This is a genomic window from Streptomyces lycii (genome assembly GCF_009735685.1).
Classification (GTDB): domain Bacteria; phylum Actinomycetota; class Actinomycetes; order Streptomycetales; family Streptomycetaceae; genus Streptomyces; species Streptomyces lycii.
Genome location: NZ_WHPN01000327.1, coordinates 23,354 through 42,195 on the forward strand (window position 1 = coordinate 23,354; position 18,842 = coordinate 42,195).

Annotated in this window: 13 protein-coding genes; 6 read left to right on the plus strand and 7 right to left on the minus strand. The window is 73.7% G+C overall.

Annotation, left to right across the window (positions count from 1 at the left end; all coding sequences use genetic code 11):
- Positions 1 to 82 precede the first annotated feature (82 nt).
- From GCU69_RS20605 to GCU69_RS20615, 3 genes are all read left to right on the plus strand, one after another.
- Positions 83 to 1,321, plus strand: coding sequence for a sugar efflux transporter (locus tag GCU69_RS20605; protein ID WP_098755290.1), 1,239 nt, complete (start codon positions 83 to 85; stop codon positions 1,319 to 1,321).
- Positions 1,314 to 2,960 (plus strand): glycosyltransferase, encoded by a 1,647-nt coding sequence (locus GCU69_RS32745; RefSeq protein WP_170315895.1) that lies wholly within the window; start codon positions 1,314 to 1,316, stop codon positions 2,958 to 2,960. The genes GCU69_RS20605 and GCU69_RS32745 overlap by 8 nt, the downstream gene beginning before the upstream one ends.
- Before the next feature lie 61 nt (positions 2,961 to 3,021).
- Positions 3,022 to 5,595 carry a glycoside hydrolase family 3 protein gene (locus GCU69_RS20615; RefSeq protein WP_156206840.1) on the plus strand — a complete coding sequence of 858 codons (2,574 nt, stop codon included), beginning with the start codon at positions 3,022 to 3,024 and terminating at the stop codon, positions 5,593 to 5,595.
- A 178-nt stretch (positions 5,596 to 5,773) separates the two neighbouring features.
- Here GCU69_RS20615 and GCU69_RS20620 read toward each other — a convergent pair whose 3' ends face one another.
- The 6 genes from GCU69_RS20620 to GCU69_RS20645 all read right to left on the minus strand — a co-directional run bounded on the left by GCU69_RS20620 (position 5,774) and on the right by GCU69_RS20645 (position 13,474).
- Entirely contained in the window at positions 5,774 to 6,925 is a 1,152-nt protein-coding gene (locus tag GCU69_RS20620; protein WP_156206841.1) for a lytic polysaccharide monooxygenase, read from the minus strand.
- Positions 6,926 to 7,103: 178 nt separating this feature from the next.
- Positions 7,104 to 8,477: a cytochrome P450 gene (locus GCU69_RS20625; protein WP_156206842.1), complete on the minus strand. Its 1,374-nt coding sequence runs from the start codon at positions 8,475 to 8,477 to the stop codon at positions 7,104 to 7,106.
- Positions 8,478 to 8,622: 145 nt separating this feature from the next.
- The gene (locus tag GCU69_RS20630; protein WP_098755285.1) at positions 8,623 to 9,924 is read right to left on the minus strand and encodes a cation:proton antiporter; all 1,302 of its coding nucleotides are present in this window, start codon (positions 9,922 to 9,924) and stop codon (positions 8,623 to 8,625) included.
- Positions 9,925 to 9,975: 51 nt separating this feature from the next.
- Positions 9,976 to 11,529: a 3-hydroxyacyl-CoA dehydrogenase gene (locus tag GCU69_RS20635; RefSeq protein WP_156206843.1), complete on the minus strand. Its 1,554-nt coding sequence runs from the start codon at positions 11,527 to 11,529 to the stop codon at positions 9,976 to 9,978.
- Between the two features lie 102 nt (positions 11,530 to 11,631).
- Complete coding sequence (locus GCU69_RS20640) at positions 11,632 to 12,429, minus strand: CoA-transferase subunit beta (RefSeq protein WP_098754793.1); 798 nt, start codon at positions 12,427 to 12,429, stop codon at positions 11,632 to 11,634.
- A 91-nt stretch (positions 12,430 to 12,520) separates the two neighbouring features.
- On the minus strand, positions 12,521 to 13,474 hold the full coding sequence (locus GCU69_RS20645) for a CoA transferase subunit A (RefSeq protein ID WP_156206844.1): 954 nt from the start codon (positions 13,472 to 13,474) through the stop codon (positions 12,521 to 12,523).
- Positions 13,475 to 13,550: 76 nt separating this feature from the next.
- Between GCU69_RS20645 and GCU69_RS20650 the strand changes: the two genes are divergently transcribed.
- The 3 genes from GCU69_RS20650 to GCU69_RS20660 all read left to right on the plus strand — a co-directional run bounded on the left by GCU69_RS20650 (position 13,551) and on the right by GCU69_RS20660 (position 17,540).
- On the plus strand, positions 13,551 to 14,471 hold the full coding sequence (locus GCU69_RS20650) for a LysR family transcriptional regulator (protein ID WP_098754795.1): 921 nt from the start codon (positions 13,551 to 13,553) through the stop codon (positions 14,469 to 14,471).
- 108 nt (positions 14,472 to 14,579) lie between these two features.
- Entirely contained in the window at positions 14,580 to 15,803 is a 1,224-nt protein-coding gene (locus GCU69_RS20655) for an acetyl-CoA C-acetyltransferase (protein ID WP_156206845.1), read from the plus strand.
- A gap of 378 nt (positions 15,804 to 16,181) precedes the next feature.
- Positions 16,182 to 17,540 (plus strand): MFS transporter, encoded by a 1,359-nt coding sequence (locus GCU69_RS20660; protein WP_156206846.1) that lies wholly within the window; start codon positions 16,182 to 16,184, stop codon positions 17,538 to 17,540.
- Between the two features lie 277 nt (positions 17,541 to 17,817).
- Here GCU69_RS20660 and GCU69_RS20665 read toward each other — a convergent pair whose 3' ends face one another.
- Positions 17,818 to 18,735, minus strand: coding sequence for an endonuclease/exonuclease/phosphatase family protein (locus tag GCU69_RS20665; protein ID WP_156206847.1), 918 nt, complete (start codon positions 18,733 to 18,735; stop codon positions 17,818 to 17,820).
- Positions 18,736 to 18,842 lie beyond the last annotated feature (107 nt).

Here is an 18,842-nt window from a genome sequence, read left to right on the forward strand (position 1 = left end):
CTCGCGGCTCCACCCGTGCCCGTCGTGCCCGTGCCCGTGCCCGTGCCCGTAACCGTGACCACGCTGTCCGCGAGGGAGAAGCTTGAACACCACCACCACCAAGACGCGTGTCGTCGGCGTCCTCAAGGACGGCGCGCTCAACAGCCTGGTCGGGGTCACCGGCCTGATCGGCATCGCCGGTGCCATGGTCGTCACCTCGGTGAGCCTGTTCCTCTCCGACGAGGTGCGGGTCTCACCGTTGATGATCGGCCTGTTCTTCGCCACCCGGGCCGGCTCCGAGATCTTCTGCGACCTGGTGGTCGGCGCCCTGTCCGACCGGCTGTCCAGCCGCCGTTCGCTGCTCGTCATCTGCGCCGTCTTCTCCGGGCTGGGCGCGATCTGCTATCTGCTGATGCGGAACTACTACGCGCTGCTGGTCACCGGCGCGGTCTTCTTCGGCATCGGCGGGGCGGTGTTCTCCCAGCTGTTCGCCTACACCCGGGAGTTCGCCGACCGGCGGGGCGTCGACGCGGCGTTCTTCAACTCGGCGCTGCGTTCGGTGACCTCGGTGGCCTGGATCGTGGGCCCGCCGTTCGGCTTCTATCTGATCGCCTCGCGCGGCTTCGGTTCCCTGTTCCTGGTCGCCGCGGTCTTCTACCTGCTCTCGGCCGCCCTGTGCGTGCTCGGTCTGCCGGACACCCGGGGCGGGGCCGCGGCGGAGGAGGCCGGAGGCGAGGGGACCGGGGAGAAGGCGGGCGAGGAGGCGGCGCCCGCGCCCCGCAGTGCCTTCCGCGGACTGACCCCCAAGGTCCGCGCCATGCTGGCGGTGATCGTCCTCATGCTGACGGTCAACAGCATGTACCAGATCAACATCGCCCTCTTCGTCACCAAGGACCTCGGTCTCGGCGCGGGCTTCACCGGCATCCTGCTGGGGCTGTCCGCCGCGCTCGAGATCCCGCTGATGATCTGGACCGGGGCGAAGGCCGAGCGGATCGGGAAGTGGCGGCTCGTCACCGTCGCCGCGGTGTGCGCGGTGGTCTTCTTCGGCGCTCTGCCGTTCGCCGACTCCCCCGTCGCCCTGCTGCTGCTCCAGGTGCCGAACGCCCTGTACGTGGCCATCGTCCTCAGCATCCCCGTGGTCATCCTGCAGAACGCCATGTCCGACCGGATCGGCGCCGCGTCCGCCCTCTACGGCGCCTCCTTCAAGGCCGGCAACTTCCTCGGCGGCATGATCGCCGGCGTCGTCGCCCAGGGGCTGGGCTACACCAACGTCTTCTGGGTCTGCGCCGCGATCAGCGCCGTGGCCGCCGTCCTGCTCGTCACCGGAGGAACCGATGAGTGAACCCACGCTGTGCAGCGTCGTCGTCCCCACGTACAACCGCTCGGACCTGCTGCGGCACACCCTCGACTCGCTGGTCCGGCAGACCCTGCCGGCCTCCCGCTTCGAGGTGATCGTCGTGGACGATGGTTCCCGGGACGACACGGCCGCCGTCGCGGCCTCGTACGAGGACCGGCTCGCGCTGCGCTACTTCTTCCACGAGGACGACGGCTACCGCGTCGCCCGGGCCCGCAACACCGGCATCGAGCACGCCCGCGGCGAGATATGCGTCCTGGTCGACTCCGGGGTGCTGCTGCACAGCGGCGCCCTGCGGGCCCATCTGGACAGCCACGCGGCGCACGAGGGCCCGGTGGCCGTCTGCGGCTATGTCTACTGCTTCAACGAGGACAACGAGGACGGCGCCGAGATCCAGCGGGCCATCGACTTCGCGGACCCGGACGGCTTCATGGCGGGTCTGACCGAAGAGGGCCGCTGGCTGGACATCCGCGAGGAGTTCTACGAGAAGTACACGGACGACTTCGCGGACCTCCCCGCGCCCTGGCTCGTCTGGTGGACCTGCAACGTCTCCGCCCGCACCGAGCAGCTGCGCTCCACCGGCATGTTCGACGACGCGTACCGCTCCTGGGGCGCCGAGGACATCGACATGTCCTACCGGCTGCACCGCGACGGCGCCCGCTTCCTGCTCAACCGGGAGGCGGCGGCCGTCCACGTCCCGCACGACAAGAGCTACCACGCCAACATGCGCTCGGTGGCGGGCAACTACCGGTACTTCGCCTCCAAGTACGGCACTCCCATCGCCTCGCTGGTGGTGGACCACCACTTCTTCGCGATCAACGACCTGATCCGCGAGCGCGACCTGCCCGCCTGCGCCGACTTCCTGGCCGCCGCCGACCGCGAGGACACCGCGGCGGCCGGTGACCCGCCCGGGCCGGTGCTGGTCTTCTCGCCGCACCCCGACGACGACGTGATCGCCTGCGGCGGGACGATCGCCCGCCGGGCCGCGCAGGGCGCCAGGGTCCGGGTGGTGTTCTCCACCGACGGCTCCCAGTCGCACGAGGCCGTTCTCGGCATCGACCGCGACCCCACCCCGGAGGAGCTGACGGCCGTCCGGGAGAAGGAGGCCGGCGCGGCGGCCCGGGTGCTCGGCCTGGGCCCCGACGACGTGACGTTCCTCGGCTTCCGGGACACCGCCCTGGCGGAGTCGCTGCCGGAGTTCCGGGCGCGGGTGCTGGAGGTGCTGCGGGAGCAGCAGAGGGACGGCGGTGTCGCCGAGGTGTACCTGCCGCACGAGGTGCGGGAGCTGAACGCCGACCACCGGCTGACCGGCGAGACCGTACTGGACTGCCTGGCCGAGCTGGGGCTCACCCCGCGGGTGCGGAAGTTCGTCGTGTGGGACGAGCAGACGGAGGCGGAGTTCGCCTTCGTCAACCGCAACGAGCCCGGCCGCGCACCGGCGCCCGGCGAGCGCCTGGTCACCGTGCCGGTCCGGGACCAGCTGCCGCGCAAGCGGGCGGCGCTGGCGGAGCACCGGACCCAGGTGGACCTCTACTCGCCCGCACAGAACCGGCCGGTGGTGCCGGAGGTGTTCGCCGCCCGGGTCCGGGGGCGGGAGACCGAGCAGTTCTGGACCGACGGCGGCTGATCCGCACACCCCGCCGGGACTCCCCCTCCGCGTTCGCCACCACTCGCACCGAGGAGCAGTTGTGCACCCTCTCGAACACCTTCCCGACTGGCCCCGCGTCACCTCGGCCGTGCCCGCCGACCCCGCCGTGGAGGAGCGCGTCGGCGCCGTCCTGGCGCAGCTCACCCTGGAGGAGAAGATCGGCCAGATGCTCCAGCCGGAGCTGGCCGAGCTGACCCCGGAGGACGTCACCGCGTACAAGCTGGGCTCGGCGCTCAACGGCGCCGGCATCTGGCCCGGCGGCGCCCGGCACGCCGATCCCTCGGACTGGGTGAAGACCACTGACGCCTACTGGGAGGCGGCCGAGGCGGCGTACGCGGACCGGCCGTTCCGGATCCCCTTCATGTGGGCGACGGACGCGGTGCACGGCCACAACAACGTCTTCGGTGCGACGATCTTCCCGCACAACATCGGCCTGGGCGCGGCACGTGACCCGGAGCTGCTGCGCCGGATCGGGGCGGCCACCGCCCGGGAGATCACCGCCACCGGCATGGACTGGACGTTCGCGCCCACCGTCACCACCCCGCGCGACCGCCGCTGGGGCCGCTACTACGAGGGCTGGTCGGAGGAGGCCGAGGTCGTCCGGGCGTACGCCGGCGAGATGGTGCACGGCCTCCAGGGCGGCGCGGAGGGCCTGCGCACCGACCGGCACGTCGTCTCCTGCGTCAAGCACTGGGTCGCGGACGGCGGCACCGCGGACGGCGGCGACCGCGGCACCTGCCGGAGCCCCGAGGACCTGGTGCGCAACATCCACGCCGCGGGGTACTTCTCCGGGCTCGAGGCGGGCGCCCAGTCGGTGATGGTGTCCTTCAGCAGCTGGGACGACCCGGCCAACTACGACCACTCCCCCGGCACCGGCGAGCCGTACAACCTCAAGGTGCACGGCAGCCGTTACCTGATCACCGACGTGCTCAAGGAGCGGATGGGCTTCGACGGGATCGTCATCAGCGACTGGGACGCGCACGCCGAGGTCTCGGACTGCTCGATCGGTGACGCGGGCTATGTGATCAACGCGGGCGTCGACGTGCTGATGGTGGCGGGCCGCGACGCCTGGCGCTCGGTGATCGAGCGGGCCCTCGCCGGAGTCCGTTCCGGGGTGATCCCCGAGTCCCGGATCGACGACGCCGTACGGCGGGTGCTGCGGGTGAAGATGCGCGCCGGGCTGTGGGAGAAGCCCCGGCCCCGGGACCGCTCCACGGCCCGGGAGACGGGGGTGCTGGGCTGCGCCGAGCACCGGGCGCTGTCCCGGGAGGCCGCCCGCAAGTCCGTGGTGCTGCTGAAGAACACCGGCGGTGTGCTGCCGCTGGACCCGGGCGGGCGGGTCCTGGTCACCGGCAGCGGCGCGGACGACATCCAGAAGCAGACCGGCGGCTGGACCCTCACCTGGCAGGGCAACGACGTGGACCTGGCGGACCTGCCGGGAGCGACGACCGTCGCGGGCGCGGTCCGCGGGATCACCGGCGACGCGCGCTGCACGGTGGACCCCTTCCCGGAGCGGATCGAACCGGAGCGCCACGATGTCGCGCTGGTGGTCATCGGCGAGGACTCGTACGCGGAGATGCGCGGCACCATCAAGCCCTGGCGTTCCATCGGCTACGCGGACCTCAAGCGCTCCTACGCCCGGGACCTGGAGACGCTGCGCAGGCTGCGGGAGGCGGGGATGCGGGTGGTGACGGTCATGCTGACGGGCCGTCCGCTCTACACCACCGAGGAGATCAACCTCTCCGACGCGTTCGCGGTCGCCTGGCTGCCCGGCACCGAGGGCGCGGGCATCACCGATGTGCTCTTCGGCGGCCCGGACGGCGCGCCGCGGTACGACTTCCGGGGCCGGCTCCCGGCGAGCTGGCCGCGCAGCCGTACCGCGTCGGCCGCCAACCGGATCCCGCCGCACATCCCCGGCTACCGGGTGCCGCCGGAGGAACAGGCCCCGGAGGGCGAGCACGAGCCGCTGTTCCCCTACGGCTTCGGCCTGTCGCTGGACGAGCCGGACCCGAACCGTCATCCGCTGCCGCTGGACACGGCGCGGGACGACACCCCTCCGCCGCCGGCGACGGGCCCGCTGCCGGTGCTCGGCGGCGGCTCCGGCACCGGCCCGGGCTACGGCTTCCGGATCGGCGGCCACAACACCTGGTCGCGGGTGGACATCTCCTTCGAGGAGCCGACGGAGTGCCTGGTGGTCCGGTCCGAGCCGGGCACCGCCGAGGACGGCGGACCGGCGCTCTCGCTGCGCTTCAAGGGCTATCCGGCCTTCGTCTACGCCCAGCGGCCCGGCCCGCAGTCCGATCCGCTGGACCTGCGCGGGCACGCCGCCGCGGACGGCTGCCTCGCCTTCCGGGTGCGTGTCACCGAGCGTCCCTCCCAGCCGCTGTATCTCGCCTGCCACGACGACTATCCGGCGCAGCCGGGCCTGGACCTGACCGAGCGGCTGTCGGGGCTGCCGGAGGGGAGCTGGGCGGAGCTGTCCGTGCCGCTGTCCCGGCTGGCGGAGCTGGGGATGGATCTGCGCCACGTGGACGTGCCGTTCATGCTCTACACGGAGGGCACGGCCGAGATCGCCGTCGCGGATGTCCGCTGGACCGCCGGGGAGGCCCCGTGACGGGCCGCCGTACGGGCTGACCGGCTCTCGGACCGTCTTTTCGCCCCCGCCGGGCGGTCCGAGCCGCGGCCGGCCGGCGCACCACCTGACCCGTGCGCCGGCCGGTTCGCACCGAGGCCGCTCCACCGGCGTGGTGGAGCGGCCTCTCCGTGCGCCCGCCTGCCCGCGGCGGTTGCGGTCAGCTCATCTTTCCGCCGGCCATGCAGACCAGGTGCGGCGCCTCGGGTGCCGTGCCTCCGGCCGCCACATAGCCGAACGTGGTCGACTCGCCCGGGTCGAGGGTGCTGTTCCACTCGAGGCTGTAGAGGGTCAGCACGGTGTCCGTTCCGTCCAGTTCGGCGTTCCAGATGTTGTCGACACGCTGGCCGTCGGGCAGTGTCGTGTGGACCATCCAGTTGCGGAGCACGCGGTCACCGGTGTTCGTGACGGTCACCTCGGCCTGGTAGCCGCCGCTCCAGGTGCCGGCGTAGCTCTGGCCGGCGGAGCAGGTGTTGACGGGCACGGGGTTGGGCTCCTCGTCCTCGCCGCCGCCGCCGCCGCCGTCCTCGCCGCCGCCGTCGCCCTCGCCGCCGCCGTCGCCCTCACCGTCTCCCGGGTCACCGACGCCGGTGACCTCTCCGTTGCCGCCGTCGAAGACGACGTCGGAGCAGTTGTAGAAGGTCTCGTTGCTGTCCGAGCGCTCCCAGACCGAGTAGATGACGTGCTTCCCGGTCTTCCCCTCGGGCAGCTGCGCGGTCCAGTTGTACTGGCCCTCCACGGTCCCCACCTGACCGGTCATCGACGGGTGGTCGGCGGTGTGGAACGGCTCGAGGTCGTCCCAGCCCAGCGGCTGCCCCGGGTCGTAGCCGTCCTTGGTGATGTAGAGGTGGAACCAGCCGGGGTGGGCCGCCCAGGCGTTGTAGGCGAACGTCAGCTCGGCGCCCGAGGTGAGGTGGGTCAGCGGCCAGTCCTCGCGGGGCAGGTCGAAGCCGCTGAAGTTCGGGTTGCCGCCACTGCAGAGCTGTCCGTCGGGGATGAAGCCGTCGGTGCGTCCCGCGCCGTCGGAGCGGAGCACGGAGAACCAGTTGTAGAGCGAGTTGTCCCCGCTCCGCGCGACCGCCGCGTCGCACGCCGGGTTCTGCGGGTCGATGTTGCCCTGCGGTGTCCGCCCGTCCTGCCAGCACAGGAAGGTCCGGCTGCCCGGTTCCATCATGGCGCCGTGCGCAGCCGCCGTACTGCTGCCGGACAGCACGAACGCCAGGGCGGGCAGGATCGCGAACACGGTGAGCAGCGACAACCGGCGCAGCCGGCGCGGTACACGGGGCCGCTCGGGTCTCGGAGGTCTGTCCATGGGGGTGCTTTCTCCTTCGGGGATACGGAGTGCCGGACACGGCCGCCGGGTGGGGGCACGGAGCCGGTGGGCACCGAATCATGGGAGCGCTCCCACGGAGCGTATCCCCAGCGGCCCCGGTACGGAACACCCGTGACACGGCCACCCTGTGGCGGCAGCCCCGTCCTTCCGTCCGTCCTCAGCGCACGGCGAAGCGCAGCGCGAAGTGGTCCAGCGTCGCCGGGAGGGGGCGGTCCGGCGCGGGCCGGACCCTGGAGACCAGCCGGTAGTCGTGGTCCGGCAGCATCGCGGCCAGCCAGGTGCTGACATGGAGCAGCACGACGTTCTCGCCCGGGCACACGCCGGGGCCCGCGCTGAAGGGGACCAGGGCCGGGTTGGCCGCGGCCCGCCCGTCCAGCCAGATATCGGGGTCGAACCGGTCGGCGTACGGGGTCTCTGGCTCGGCGCGGTGGAAGTACGGGGTGTGGGCGAGGAAGGTGGTGCGGCGCGGCACCGTCTGGCCCTGCCACCGGGTGTCCGTCGTGCCCTGGCGCAGCAGCAGCGGCGTGGTGGGCCACAGCCGCACCGCCTCCAGTGCGCAGGCCCGCAGGAAGGGCAGCAGCCGGGGCCGGTCCGGGCCGCCGCCGGCGGTCTCCTCGCGGGCACGCGCCATGGCGTCCGGGTGGGTGGCGAGCAGGGCGAGGGTCCGCATCGCGGTGATCCCCGCCGCGTCGAAGGCGAACAGCCAGTGCGGGACCTGGCCGGCGGCCTCCTCGCCGGACGTTCCCGGCTCCGGCTCGCCGGGCAGTGCGGCGACGGCCTCGGCGAGCGTGCCCGGCCCCGCCGCGCCCGCGAGATCCCGGATGCGGCCCAGGAACCGTGCGCGCAGCCGCCGGCGGCGGGGCAGCAGCACGGACCAGTTGCCGGCGGCCCGCAGCCGGCCGAGCTGGTCGGTGAGCTCCACGTCGTCGCGCGCCGCCTCGCCGAGCACGGTCCGCCGTACGGTGCGCCACCAGCTGTCCGCGAAGTCGTCCCAGCCGAGCCGCCCGCGGGCGGCCGTGCCGCCGGCCAGGATGCCGGCCTCGTCCCGCACGGCCGCGGTGATCGCCGGGGCCAGCCGGTGCAGCGGCCGGTCCTGCTCCAGCGCCTGTTCGTTGGCCCGGCGCCGCGCGTCCCGGGCCGGGCCGCGGGTGATCAGTGAGCCGTGCGGCTGGAACTGCGAGAGCGCGCCGCGTTTCTCCCAGCTCGCCGGGGTGAAGGGCGCCGGGGTCTCCGCCAGTACCCGGCGCAGCGACTCGGGGGTGAGCAGCAGGGCGACGGGGCGGCCCGCCGGGCTGAGCAGCAGGGGGCCTTCCCCGTACGTCCGGCGCAGCCGGGCCAGCGTGCGGATGCCGTACCGGTCGAGCTGGAACCGTTCCGCGAGTGCCGTGCCCGCGGGGCGCCGCTTGATCACGCCTCCCGCCAGCGCGGGCAGCACCACCGCGGCGGCGATGCGCAGCTGCTCGGCGGGGGTCGCCCGCGGGAGGGCGCCGCCGGCGCGGCCGGTGCGGTCGGATGAGGTGTGTGGCGGCATCGGGGCTCCGGGCGCTGGTCGGGGCGTGCGGGGCGGAGCCGGGTACCCGGGCCCGCGCCCCGGAAACGAGAGGTGGTCCGTACGGGTCCGGACGGCCGCCCGGTGCGGGGGATCCGGGGCCCGAGCACGGCCGGTGGCGACCCGCTCAGGGCGGGACCGGCGGTCCGCTCTCCGGTCCCGCCTCCTCGGCGCGGCGCAGGCGGTGGGCGCGGAGGCGGTCGACGCGGGAGATCAGCGGGGTCGCGGAGACCCCGTGCAGCACGACGGAGCAGAGCACCGTGAAGGCCACGACGGCCCACAGCTCGCGGGCGGGGGCCGGGAAGTGGTCCTGTCCCAGGGCGTAGGAGAGATAGAACAGCGAACCGACGCCGCGGATCCCGAAGAACGCGGTGACCAGCCGCTCCCGGGGTCCGCCGGAGCCGCCGAGCTGCCCGAGCCAGCCGCTGAGGGGCCGGATCACCAGCAGCAGGAGCAGGGCGACCGCGGCGCCCCGCCAGGTGAGGGCCGCGAGCCCGCCGAGCGCGATGAAGCCGCCGAGGACGAACAGCAGGAAGACGGTGCCGAGCCGCTCGACCTGCTCGGTGAACTCGTGGAGCACCAGGTGGTAGCCGTGCGCCCGTTCTGCGGCGCGGACGGTGCAGGCGGTGACGAAGACGGCGAGGAAACCGTATCCGTGCAGCAGTTCGGTGACGCCGTACGACAGGAAGGTGGCGCCGAGGGCGACGAAGCCCTCCTTGTGCTCGGCCAGCCGCAGGACGGCCCAGCCGGCGCGGAAGAACATCCATCCGAGGAGCCGTCCGACGGCCAGGCCGCAGAGCACGCCGACGACGCACTTGTAGCCGACGTCGACCAGCGCCCAGTGTCCGATCCAGTCCGCCGACCAGCCCGCCCCGGCGGCAGCGGCCAGCGCGAGCGCGGCGTTCACCACCGGGAAGGCCAGGCCGTCGTTGAGCCCGGCCTCGCTGGTCAGCGCGAAGCGCACCTCGTCCTCGTCGTGTTCGGAGTCGGTGGGTTCGCCGACCCGGACCTCGGCCGCCAGCACCGGGTCGGTGGGGGCGAGCACGGCGGCGAGCAGCAGGGCCACGGCGGGCGGCCAGCCGGCCAGCAGCCAGCCGGCGAGGGCGGTGGCCGCTATGGTCAGCGGCATCGTGACGGCCAGCAGACGCCAGGTCACGGCCCAGCGGCGCGGCCCCACCGGACGGTTGAGGGCCAGACCGGCACCCATCAGGGCGATAATGACGACGATCTCCGTCGCGTGTTCGACCCAGACGTGCTGCTCCACCGGGTCGATCTCGGGCAGCGGCAGCGGCGAGAGGTAGAGCAGCAGTCCGCAGACGAGGAAGACCAGCGGCATCGACAGCGGTCTGCGGGCCACGGCCCTCGGCAGGACGGCGGCCAGCAGGCCGCCGAGCCCGAACAGCGCGAAGGTCCAGTCGATCGTTCCCACCGCCACCGTGTGCCCCGCCGGTGGCCTCCGCGAAACCGGCGGGGCCGGTGATCAGCCGCCTGCGTGCGGCGGAGGAGTGCCGGGGTCGGTCAGCTCCAGACCGAGCTGCGCGCGCTCGGTGACCCAGCGCGTGGGCCGGTAGCGCGGGTCGCCGGTGATCTCGTACAGCGCCCGGTGCAGCGCCAGCATGCGGTCGGCGCCGGTGCGCCGGGCCCAGGCGAGCGGGCCGTACGGATAGCCGAGTCCGGTGGTGACGGCCATGTCGATGTCGGCGGGGGCGGCGATGCCCCGCTCGGCGATGGAGGCCGCGACCGACACGACGGAGGCGAGCAGCCGCTGCGCCACGGAGCCCGCCGTGTCCCGTACGACGGAGACGGCGACCGGGCCCCCGGGGCCGGCGGGTCCCGCGGGTCCGGTGAGCCCGGCCAGCACGGTGCGGGCGTCGCGGACGGCGGCCGGGTCCGAGGCCGGGGTCATGGCGAGCACCAGCCGCCCGGTGCCGAGGGAGAGCGGGTCGACGCCGAGGGTGCGGCGGGCGGGCAGGCCGTGTCCGGCGACGGCGGCGGCGACCGTGCCGCCCCAGACCGGGACGAGGACGACGGCGTCCTCGGAGGGTGCCGTGCCCGGGTCGGTGACGGCGTCCGCCGCGGCGAGGGCCCGGCGCAGCTCCGCGGCGTCCGGTCCGTGGCCGGGGACGTGCACGGGGCGGGCGGGGTCGCCGTCGAAGGGCGGCTCGGCGGGGGTGCCGGGCGCGCCGGGCCGGTGGTCGTAGAAGCCGCGCCCGGTCTTCCGGCCGTACAGCCCGGCGGCGACCCGGTTGGGCGTCAGATAGGACGGGCGCAGCCGGCCGTCGTGGCGGAAACCGTGCCAGACGGTGTCGATGACCGAGGCGGTGACGTCGAGCCCGGTGAGGTCGGTGAGTTCGAACGGGCCCATGCGCAGCCCGAGTACGTCGCGGGCGATGCGGTCGATGCCGGCGACGTCGCTGACGTCCTCCTCCAGCAGGGCGAGTGCCTCGGTGATCAGGCCGCGGCCCGCGTGGTTGACGAGGAAGCCGGGGGTGTCCGCGACGACCACCGCGCGATGGCCGCCGCTCTCGACCAGTTCGACGAGCCGGGGCGGGATGTCGGGGCGGGTCTCGGCGCCGGGGATCACCTCGGCGATGCGCATCAGCGGCACCGGGTTGAAGAAGTGCAGGCCGGCGAGGCGCGACGGGTCCGCCAGTTCCGCGGCGATGCGGGTGACGGACAGCGAGGAGGTGTTGGTGGCGAAGACGGTTCGGGCGGGCAGTACCCGTTCCAGGCCGGTGAACAGCTCCGCCTTGACGGCGAGGTCCTCCAGCACGGCCTCGATGACGAGGTCCACCGCGTCGCCGGGGGCCAGCGGTGATTCCACGGGCACCAGGCGGCGGGTGGCCGCCGCGGCGTCCTCGCTGCTCATCCGGCCCTTCTCGGCGGCCCGGCCGAGCATGCCGGTGACAAAGCCGACCGCCTCGTCGACGGCTTCCCGCCGGGCGTCGGCCAGTTCGACGGTGTGTCCGGCGGCCGCGGCCCACTGGGCGATGCCGCGCCCCATGACCCCGGCTCCGACGATCCTGATGCGCATACGGCCCTCGTCCCCTTTCGTCGTCCCCGTGTGCCCGGTGTGCCGGGCGTGCAGGGGCGTTCGGCGTGCCCGGTGTGCCGGGCGTCCCGGCTCGGCATTGTGTCAGCGAAGATAGACCCGGCCGGGGTCGACCTCGTCGCGGAGCAGCCTCAGCTCGGCGGCGGTCGGGGGCTCGACGACGGCCAGGTCGTCCGCGACGCGGAGGTCCCAGCCGGTGGCCGCGCGGACCTGGCCGGCGGTGACACCGGGGTGCACGGCGATCAGCCGCAGTTCCTCGCCGACGCCTTCCCGGGCGAGGATGCCGAGTTCGGTGATGACGCGGGTGACACCGGCGCCGAGCGGGGTGATGCCCTCGGCGAGCGCGCGGTCCGGGCCGGGCGAGGTGCAGAAGTCCAGCTCCGCCACGAAGGAGCGGGGATCGTGGCGGCGCATCACGACGAACACCTCGCGGGAGTTGGCCATCACCTCCATGGCGCCGCCCGAGCCGGGGAGCCGTACCGCGGGGCGCTCCCAGTCGCCGATGACGGAGGAGTTGAGGTTGCCCAGCCGGTCGATCTGGGCCGCGCCGAGAAAGCCGACGTCGATGTGGCCTCCCTGGAGGACCGAGCCGAAGAGGGCGGCCATGGAGAGCACGGCCTCGGCGCCGGTGATGAGCACCGCGTCGGCGATGGTCTCGGGCAGCCGGTCGGGGTGGGCGCCGCAGACCCCGGACTCGTAGACGATCTCGATGTCCGGGGCGACGGTGAGGTGGGCCAGCGACGCGGCGAGGGTGGGCAGGCCGATCCCGGCGAAGACGGTGCGCCGGGCGGCCAGTTCGCGGGAGGCGACGACGGAGAGCAGCTCCGAGGAGGTCGCCGCCGCCGGTGCCCCGCCGGTGCCGGCGGTGGCTGCTGCTGTCATGTCCCACTCTCCCGTGGTGTGCGGTGGACGGTCTGCGGGCGGCGGCCCGGGGTGCCCCGGACGGGGCGGGGCCGGGTGCGCGGGCGGCGGGTCACCGGCGGCGCCCGTAGTTGACGGGCAGGCTCAGGGCCTCGCCGACGGCCAGCCCGGCCCAGTGGTCCTCGCCGAGCCGGGCGGTGTACTCGGCGTGGTCCCGGGTGCCGTACACCCATTCCGCCATCCAGTCCCGCAGCCGCGCGGGATCCTTGCTGATGTGGGACCAGGCCCGGTAGAAGGCGTTGTCCCGGTCGTAGTAGCCCTGGGCGAAGGACGGGTGGGCGCCGCGCGGACAGGCGACGACGGCGTCGACGGCGTGGGAGGGGACGACCGTGCGGTTCGGGTCGGACCGTACGACCTCGTCGCCGACGATCTCCTCGACGACCACGACGGCCTTGCGGGCGGCGTAGACCGCCTCGGCCTGGACGCCGGTCAGGCCCCAGATCTGGGTGTTGCCGGCCCGGTCGGCGCGCTGCGCGTGGATGATCGTGACGTCCGGGCTGACGGGCGGCACGACGTGGATGTCCTCGGGACGGCCGTCCGGCCCCGGGTAGGGCGAGCGGACCTTGCGGATCCCCGGGTTGACCGAGGGCAGGTCGCTGCCCGCGTAGGAGCGCAGCGGGTAGAAGGGGAGCCGCTGGGCGCCGGCGAGATAGCGGCAGATCATCCCGTAGTGGCTGTACTCCCGGAAGTCGAGCGGCTCGGGGTCGGCACGCTCGATCCGGCGGCGCAGCTCCCCCAGCGAACCGGCGGAGGAGTTCCCGACGAAGGAGGAGACCAGTGTCGTCACGCAGCCGCCCGCGAGCATCTGGTCCACCACGATGTCGGCCGTCATCCGGACCACGGTGAGGTCCCGGCGGCCCTGCCGGATGATCTCGTGTCCGGCCGCGGTGGGGATGAGGTGGGTGAAGCCCTCCAGGGCGACGGTGTCCCCGTCGTGCACGAAGGCCGCGATCGCGTCCTTCATCGTCATCGTCTTGTCCACGGCGCACACGCTGCCACCCGGCATTGATTGCCGTCCAATACCGAATTAGGGTCGCATTGATACGCCAGACGAATAAGAAACACGTGAGAACGGGACGGCCGTGGAACTGCGCCATCTGACCTCCTTCCTCGCGGTGGCCGAGGAGCTGCACTTCGGCCGCGCGGCCAAGCGGCTCCAGATGGCCCAGCCGCCGCTCAGCCAGCAGATCCGCCAGCTGGAGCGGGAGCTGGGCGTGCAGCTCTTCGAACGGAACACCCGCTCGGTCCGGCTGACCAGCGCCGGGCAGTCCTTCCTGAAGCCGGCGCGGACCGTGCTGGACGATCTCGACATCGCGGTGCGGGTCGCCAGGGCCGCGGGCGCGGGCGAGTACGGGCGGGTCACCGTCGGCTTCGCCGGTGCCTCCTCGCACCACACGCTGCCGCTGCTGACCCGCGCGGTACGGGCCGCCCACCCGGGGCTGGAGCTGGTCATGAAGGGCCAGACCTACGCCAATGTCGCGCTGGCCCGGGTCGCGGACGGCTCGCTCGACCTCGGCTTCGTCCGGCTCCCGGCGGCCCGGCCCGGCGTGGAGACCCGGGTGATCGACGAGGAGGAGCTGCTCTGCGCGCTGCCGCAGGACCATCCGCTCGCGGGCCGGGAGCGGATCCCGGTGGCCGATCTGGCGGCGGAGCCCTTCGTCACCTTTCCCGCGAACGCCGGGTCGACGCTGCGCGACGCCACGGTACGGACCTGCGAGGACGCCGGGTTCCATCCGCGGGTCGTGCAGGAGGCCCCGGACTCGTACACGATTCTGGCGCTGGTCGCGGCGGGTGTCGGGGTGACCCTGACCCTGTCGTCCTGTCTGCACATCCAGCAGACGGGCCTGGTGCACCGGCCGCTGGACGGGCCGCCCGTGCGGCTCCAGGCGGCGCTGGCCTGGCGCCGGGACAACCCGTCGGCCGCGCTGCGCAGCGTGCTGCGGGTGGCCCGGGAGGCCCTGCCGACCCCGGCCGGAGCGGCGGCGCCGCCCACCGGGGATTGAGAGCCTGCGCGTCTCAGTCGCACCGCGATCACATATTGGACCGGTACAACCGGCCGGTGGAAGGCTCGGGGGCGACACGTGCCCGAACCCGCCCAGAAAGGCCCCGACATGTCCGGTCAGTCCGACGTCGTCATCTGTGAACCGCTCCGCACGCCCATCGGCAGGTTCGGCGGCGCCCTGTCGGCACTGCGCCCCGCCCCGCTCGCCGCGCGCGTCGTCGCGGAGGTCGTCCGCCGTACCGGCATCGACCCCGAGCGGGTGGACGAGGTCATTCTCGGGCACGTCTACCCCACTTCCGACGCCCCGGCGATCGGCCGGGTGGCGGCCCTCGACGCCGGCCTGCCGGTCTCGGTCACCGGCGTCCAGCTCGACCGGCGCTGCGGCTCGGGCCTGCAGGCGGTGCTGGACGCGGCCATGCAGATCCGGGCGGGCTTCAGCGAGGTCGTGATCGCGGGCGGTGTCGAGGTGATGAGCGCCGCGCCCTTCTACACCCACGACGCGCGCTGGGGTGTCAAGGGGCCGGGCCTGGAGCTCAAGGACGCGCTGGCCCGGGGCCGGGTGACGGCGGGCGGCGTCAACCACCCGGTACCGGGCGGCATGATCGAGACCGCGGAGAACCTCCGCCGCGAGTTCGGGATCAGCCGCGAGGACCAGGACGCGCTCGCACTGCGCTCGCAGCGGCGCGCCGGGCGGGCGATCGAGGCAGGGCTGTTCGACGAGGAGATCGTCCCCGTCACCGTACCGGGCCGCAAGGGCGGGACCGTGGTCTCCGCCGACGAGCACCCCCGGCCCGACACGACCGCCGAGAAGCTGGCCGCGCTGCGCCCCATGGCCGGCAAGGACGACCCGGAGGCCACGGTCACGGCGGGCAATGCCAGCGGCCAGAACGACGCCGCCGCGGCCTGCCTGGTGACCGGCGCGGAGACCGCCGAGCGGCTGGGGCTGACGCCGCTGGTGCGGCTGGTGTCGTTCGCCAGGGCCGGAGTGCCCGCCGCGACGATGGGCATCGGTCCGGTGCCGGCCACCCGGGCGGCGCTGGAGCGGGCGGGACTGGGCCTCGCCGATATGGACCTGATCGAGCTGAACGAGGCCTTCGCCTCCCAGGTCCTCGCCTGCACCCGGGAACTGGGCCTGACCGAGGCCGACCACGAGCGGATCAACGTCAACGGCTCGGGCATCTCGCTGGGCCACCCGGTCGGCGCCACCGGCGCCCGCATCCTGGCGACGCTCGCCCGGGAGATGCGGCGCCGGGAGGCCCGCTACGGGCTGGAGACGATGTGCATCGGCGGCGGCCAGGGCCTGGCCGCCGTCTTCGAGCGCGTCACCGGCTGAAACGGGCGGCCGAGGCTGCTCTGCACGACCCGGATGCCGGGCTCGGGGGGCCGTCGCGGACCGGCCGGTTCCGCGACGGCCCCCGGAACCGGCCGGGGCCGGAATCGGAGTCGGAACCGGAATCGGATGCTACGAGGGGCCGCGACGCGGCGCCTCCGGGAGCCGGCCGGAACCGCACGAAGCCTGCCGGAGCCGAACCGGAGCCGCGCGCTCCACCAGCCCGATTGAGACCCCGGGGCTCTCACTGCGGCAGCTATTCGGTATTGGACCCGTCTGGGTTCCTGCTGGCAGCGTTACCGCCGTCACATCCGGGAGGCGGAACGCGCCGGGACGGCCCCTCCCGCTCCCCTCGCACAGCCCCGGGCCTGGAGCCGCCGTATGAGTGCGAACACCGCACGCCAGCAGAACAGAACCGCGAACCGGGCAGGGCTCGGCGCCTTCATCGGGTCGACCATCGAATGGTTCGACTTCTACATCTACGGCACCGCCGCGGCCCTCGTGTTCGACAAGGTGTTCTTCCCCGAACTGGAAGGCCCCGTGGGCACCCTGGTCGCGTTCGCGACCTTCTGGGTCGGCTTCCTCGCCCGCCCGCTCGGCGGCATCGTCTTCGGCCACTTCGGCGACCGGCTGGGCCGCAAGAAGACCCTCGTCATCACCCTGCTGATGATGGGCATCTCCACCACCCTGATCGGGGTCCTGCCCGGCTACGCCACCATCGGCGTGGCCGCCCCGGTCCTGCTCGTCCTCATCCGCATGGTGCAGGGCATCGGGCTGGGCGGCGAATGGGGCGGCTCCGTCCTCATCGCCTCCGAACACGCGCCGAAGGGCAAGTCCATCCTCTACGGGGCCTTCGCCCAGCAGGGCTCCCCCGTCGGCAACACCCTCAGCACCCTGAGCTTTCTGGCGATCAGCCGGCTCCCGGACGAGGCGTTCGTCTCCTGGGGGTGGCGGGTGCCGTTCCTGGCCTCGGCGGCACTGGTCCTGGTCGGGCTGCTGGTCCGGATGAAGGTCGCCGAGTCCCCGGCGATGGAGGGCCTGATCAAGGCCAAGAAGGTCGCGAAGCTGCCGCTGACGGAGATCCTGCGCGGCAGCCCCGGGCTGATCGCGCTCGGCATCGGCGCCTGCACGATCGGCCTGTCCGCGACCTACTTCAAGGGCACCTTCGCGCTCTCCTGGGCGACCTCCGCCCTGGACTTCACCCGCAGCGACTTCCTGACGATCCTGCTGGTCGCCAACATCACGCAGGTCCTCGTACAGCCCTTCGGCGCCGTGCTCGCGACCCGGATGCGCAGCCTCTCCCGGGCGGTGTGCTTCATGCTGCTGCCCGAAGTCGTGCTGATGCCGCTGATGTTCGTGCTCATCTCCACCGGGAACTACGGCCTCGCCATGGCCGGGGTCGCCGTCGCGACCGTGCCGCACTGCCTCTACTACGCGGCGCTGGCCGGCATGCTCGCGAGCCGCTTCCCCGCACACCTGCGCTACACCGGCATCTCCCTCTGCTACCAGCTGTGCGGCACGCTGCTCGGCGGCACCACCCCGATCATCGGCCAGTTCCTGCTGAACCGGACCGGTTCCATCGCCGCCGTCATCGGCTACGCGGTGCTCCAGGTGCTGCTCTCCCTGGGCTGCATGCTGCTCCTGCTGCGCCGGCCGGACCACGACGAGCGCGGGACCGGGCGCAGGACCGGACACGGGGAGCGGCCCGCGCCGCGGACGGGTACGGCCGTCGCGGTCTGACGCCGCGGCAGCACGGTTCATGGCTCCCGGTCACGACTGCCGCCGCTGTCACGCCGTGACGGCGGCGGCAGTCGTGACCCGGCGGCAGACCCGACGGCCAGACGCGGCGGCAGACGCGGCGGCACGGCATGACGGGGCACGGCGTGACGGGGCACGGAGTGCCACCGCCACCGCCCGACGGGCCGCCGTCCGGGCCGGGCCGGGCCGGAGAACACACCTGCCCGGGCCGCGTACCGGACTCGGGCCACCGGCCGCCGTGCCGGGACCTGCGGTCCTGTCAACCCGGTCCGTGTCCGGCGGACGGCCGCCACTCCGGGCCGGGCCGCGCGCCGGGCTCCGCGCCCTTCGCAGCGGGCTCCGCCCCGGGCTCCCCGCCCGGCGGCAGGGCCAGGTCCGCGACGACCGCCGCGTGGTCCGAGGGCCACACCCCGCGCACCGGGCCGTCACCGGTGCGCCGTACGGACATCACCCGGCCCAGTCCGCCGGGGCCCGGCGCGCCGGCATGGATGTAGTCGATCCGCGTCGGCGGCCCGTGGGACTGCGCGGCGTACGGGTTTGCCGGGTCCCACGTCGCCCAGGGCGCCGCCGGGTCGGCGTAGGACCAGGCGTCGAGCATCACCTGCCCGGGCACGGCGGGCTCCGTCAAGCAGCCGCCGAACAGCCGGATCTCGTCCGAGTCCGGCCAGGCGTTGAAGTCGCCCGTCACCACCGGCGGGAAGACGGCGTCGGCTCGGCGCTCGGCGACGAAGGCGGACAGCGCCCGCACCTGGGCACACCGCACGGCCGACTCTCCCGGCGAGGAATTCAGATGGACCGTGAAGAAGGGCACCGGTCCGCCGGGCGCGTCCAGCAGCGCGTACAGGGCGGACCGCCCGTCGTCCCGGCCTCCGTCGGCGGGCAGCGGCGCGACTCCCCGGGCGGCGATCGGCCAGCGGCTGAGCACGGCGACACCCACGTCCACGGCGGCGTCCCCGATCCGCTTCTGCCAGCGCTCCGGTGACGCGAACGGGTCCCAGGTCCAGTGCATGTCCAGCTCCCCGGCGAGCCACGCCGCCAGGTTCTCCCCGTTCCGGGCCCAGACCTCCTGCAAGCCCACGATGTCCGGCCGCTCCTCGCGGAGCACTTCCAGGATCGCTTCGCGCCGGGCCTCCCACGGCCCGAACCGCCACCACAGATTCCAGGTCAGCACGCGCATTCGGCCATCCTCTCCCGTCCCGGCGGGCACCGCCCGGCGGTCGCTCCGGCCGGTCCCGGCGCGTCAGCCTGCCAGTTTCCCGGACCGGTACGGGAAACAGCGGGGGA

What these genes read in the sequence shown, in the direction of transcription:
- GCU69_RS32745 (WP_170315895.1), top strand. Translation starts at nt 1,314, where the DNA reads ATGAGTGAACCCACGCTGTGCAGCGTCGTCGTCCCCACGTACAACCGC.
- GCU69_RS20620 (WP_156206841.1), bottom strand. Translation starts at nt 6,925, where the DNA reads ATGGACAGACCTCCGAGACCCGAGCGGCCCCGTGTACCGCGCCGGCTG.
- GCU69_RS20625 (WP_156206842.1), bottom strand. Translation starts at nt 8,477, where the DNA reads ATGCCGCCACACACCTCATCCGACCGCACCGGCCGCGCCGGCGGCGCC.
- GCU69_RS20635 (WP_156206843.1), bottom strand. Translation starts at nt 11,529, where the DNA reads ATGCGCATCAGGATCGTCGGAGCCGGGGTCATGGGGCGCGGCATCGCC.
- GCU69_RS20640 (WP_098754793.1), bottom strand. Translation starts at nt 12,429, where the DNA reads ATGACAGCAGCAGCCACCGCCGGCACCGGCGGGGCACCGGCGGCGGCG.
- GCU69_RS20645 (WP_156206844.1), bottom strand. Translation starts at nt 13,474, where the DNA reads ATGCCGGGTGGCAGCGTGTGCGCCGTGGACAAGACGATGACGATGAAG.
- GCU69_RS20655 (WP_156206845.1), top strand. Translation starts at nt 14,580, where the DNA reads ATGTCCGGTCAGTCCGACGTCGTCATCTGTGAACCGCTCCGCACGCCC.
- GCU69_RS20660 (WP_156206846.1), top strand. Translation starts at nt 16,182, where the DNA reads ATGAGTGCGAACACCGCACGCCAGCAGAACAGAACCGCGAACCGGGCA.
- GCU69_RS20665 (WP_156206847.1), bottom strand. Translation starts at nt 18,735, where the DNA reads ATGCGCGTGCTGACCTGGAATCTGTGGTGGCGGTTCGGGCCGTGGGAG.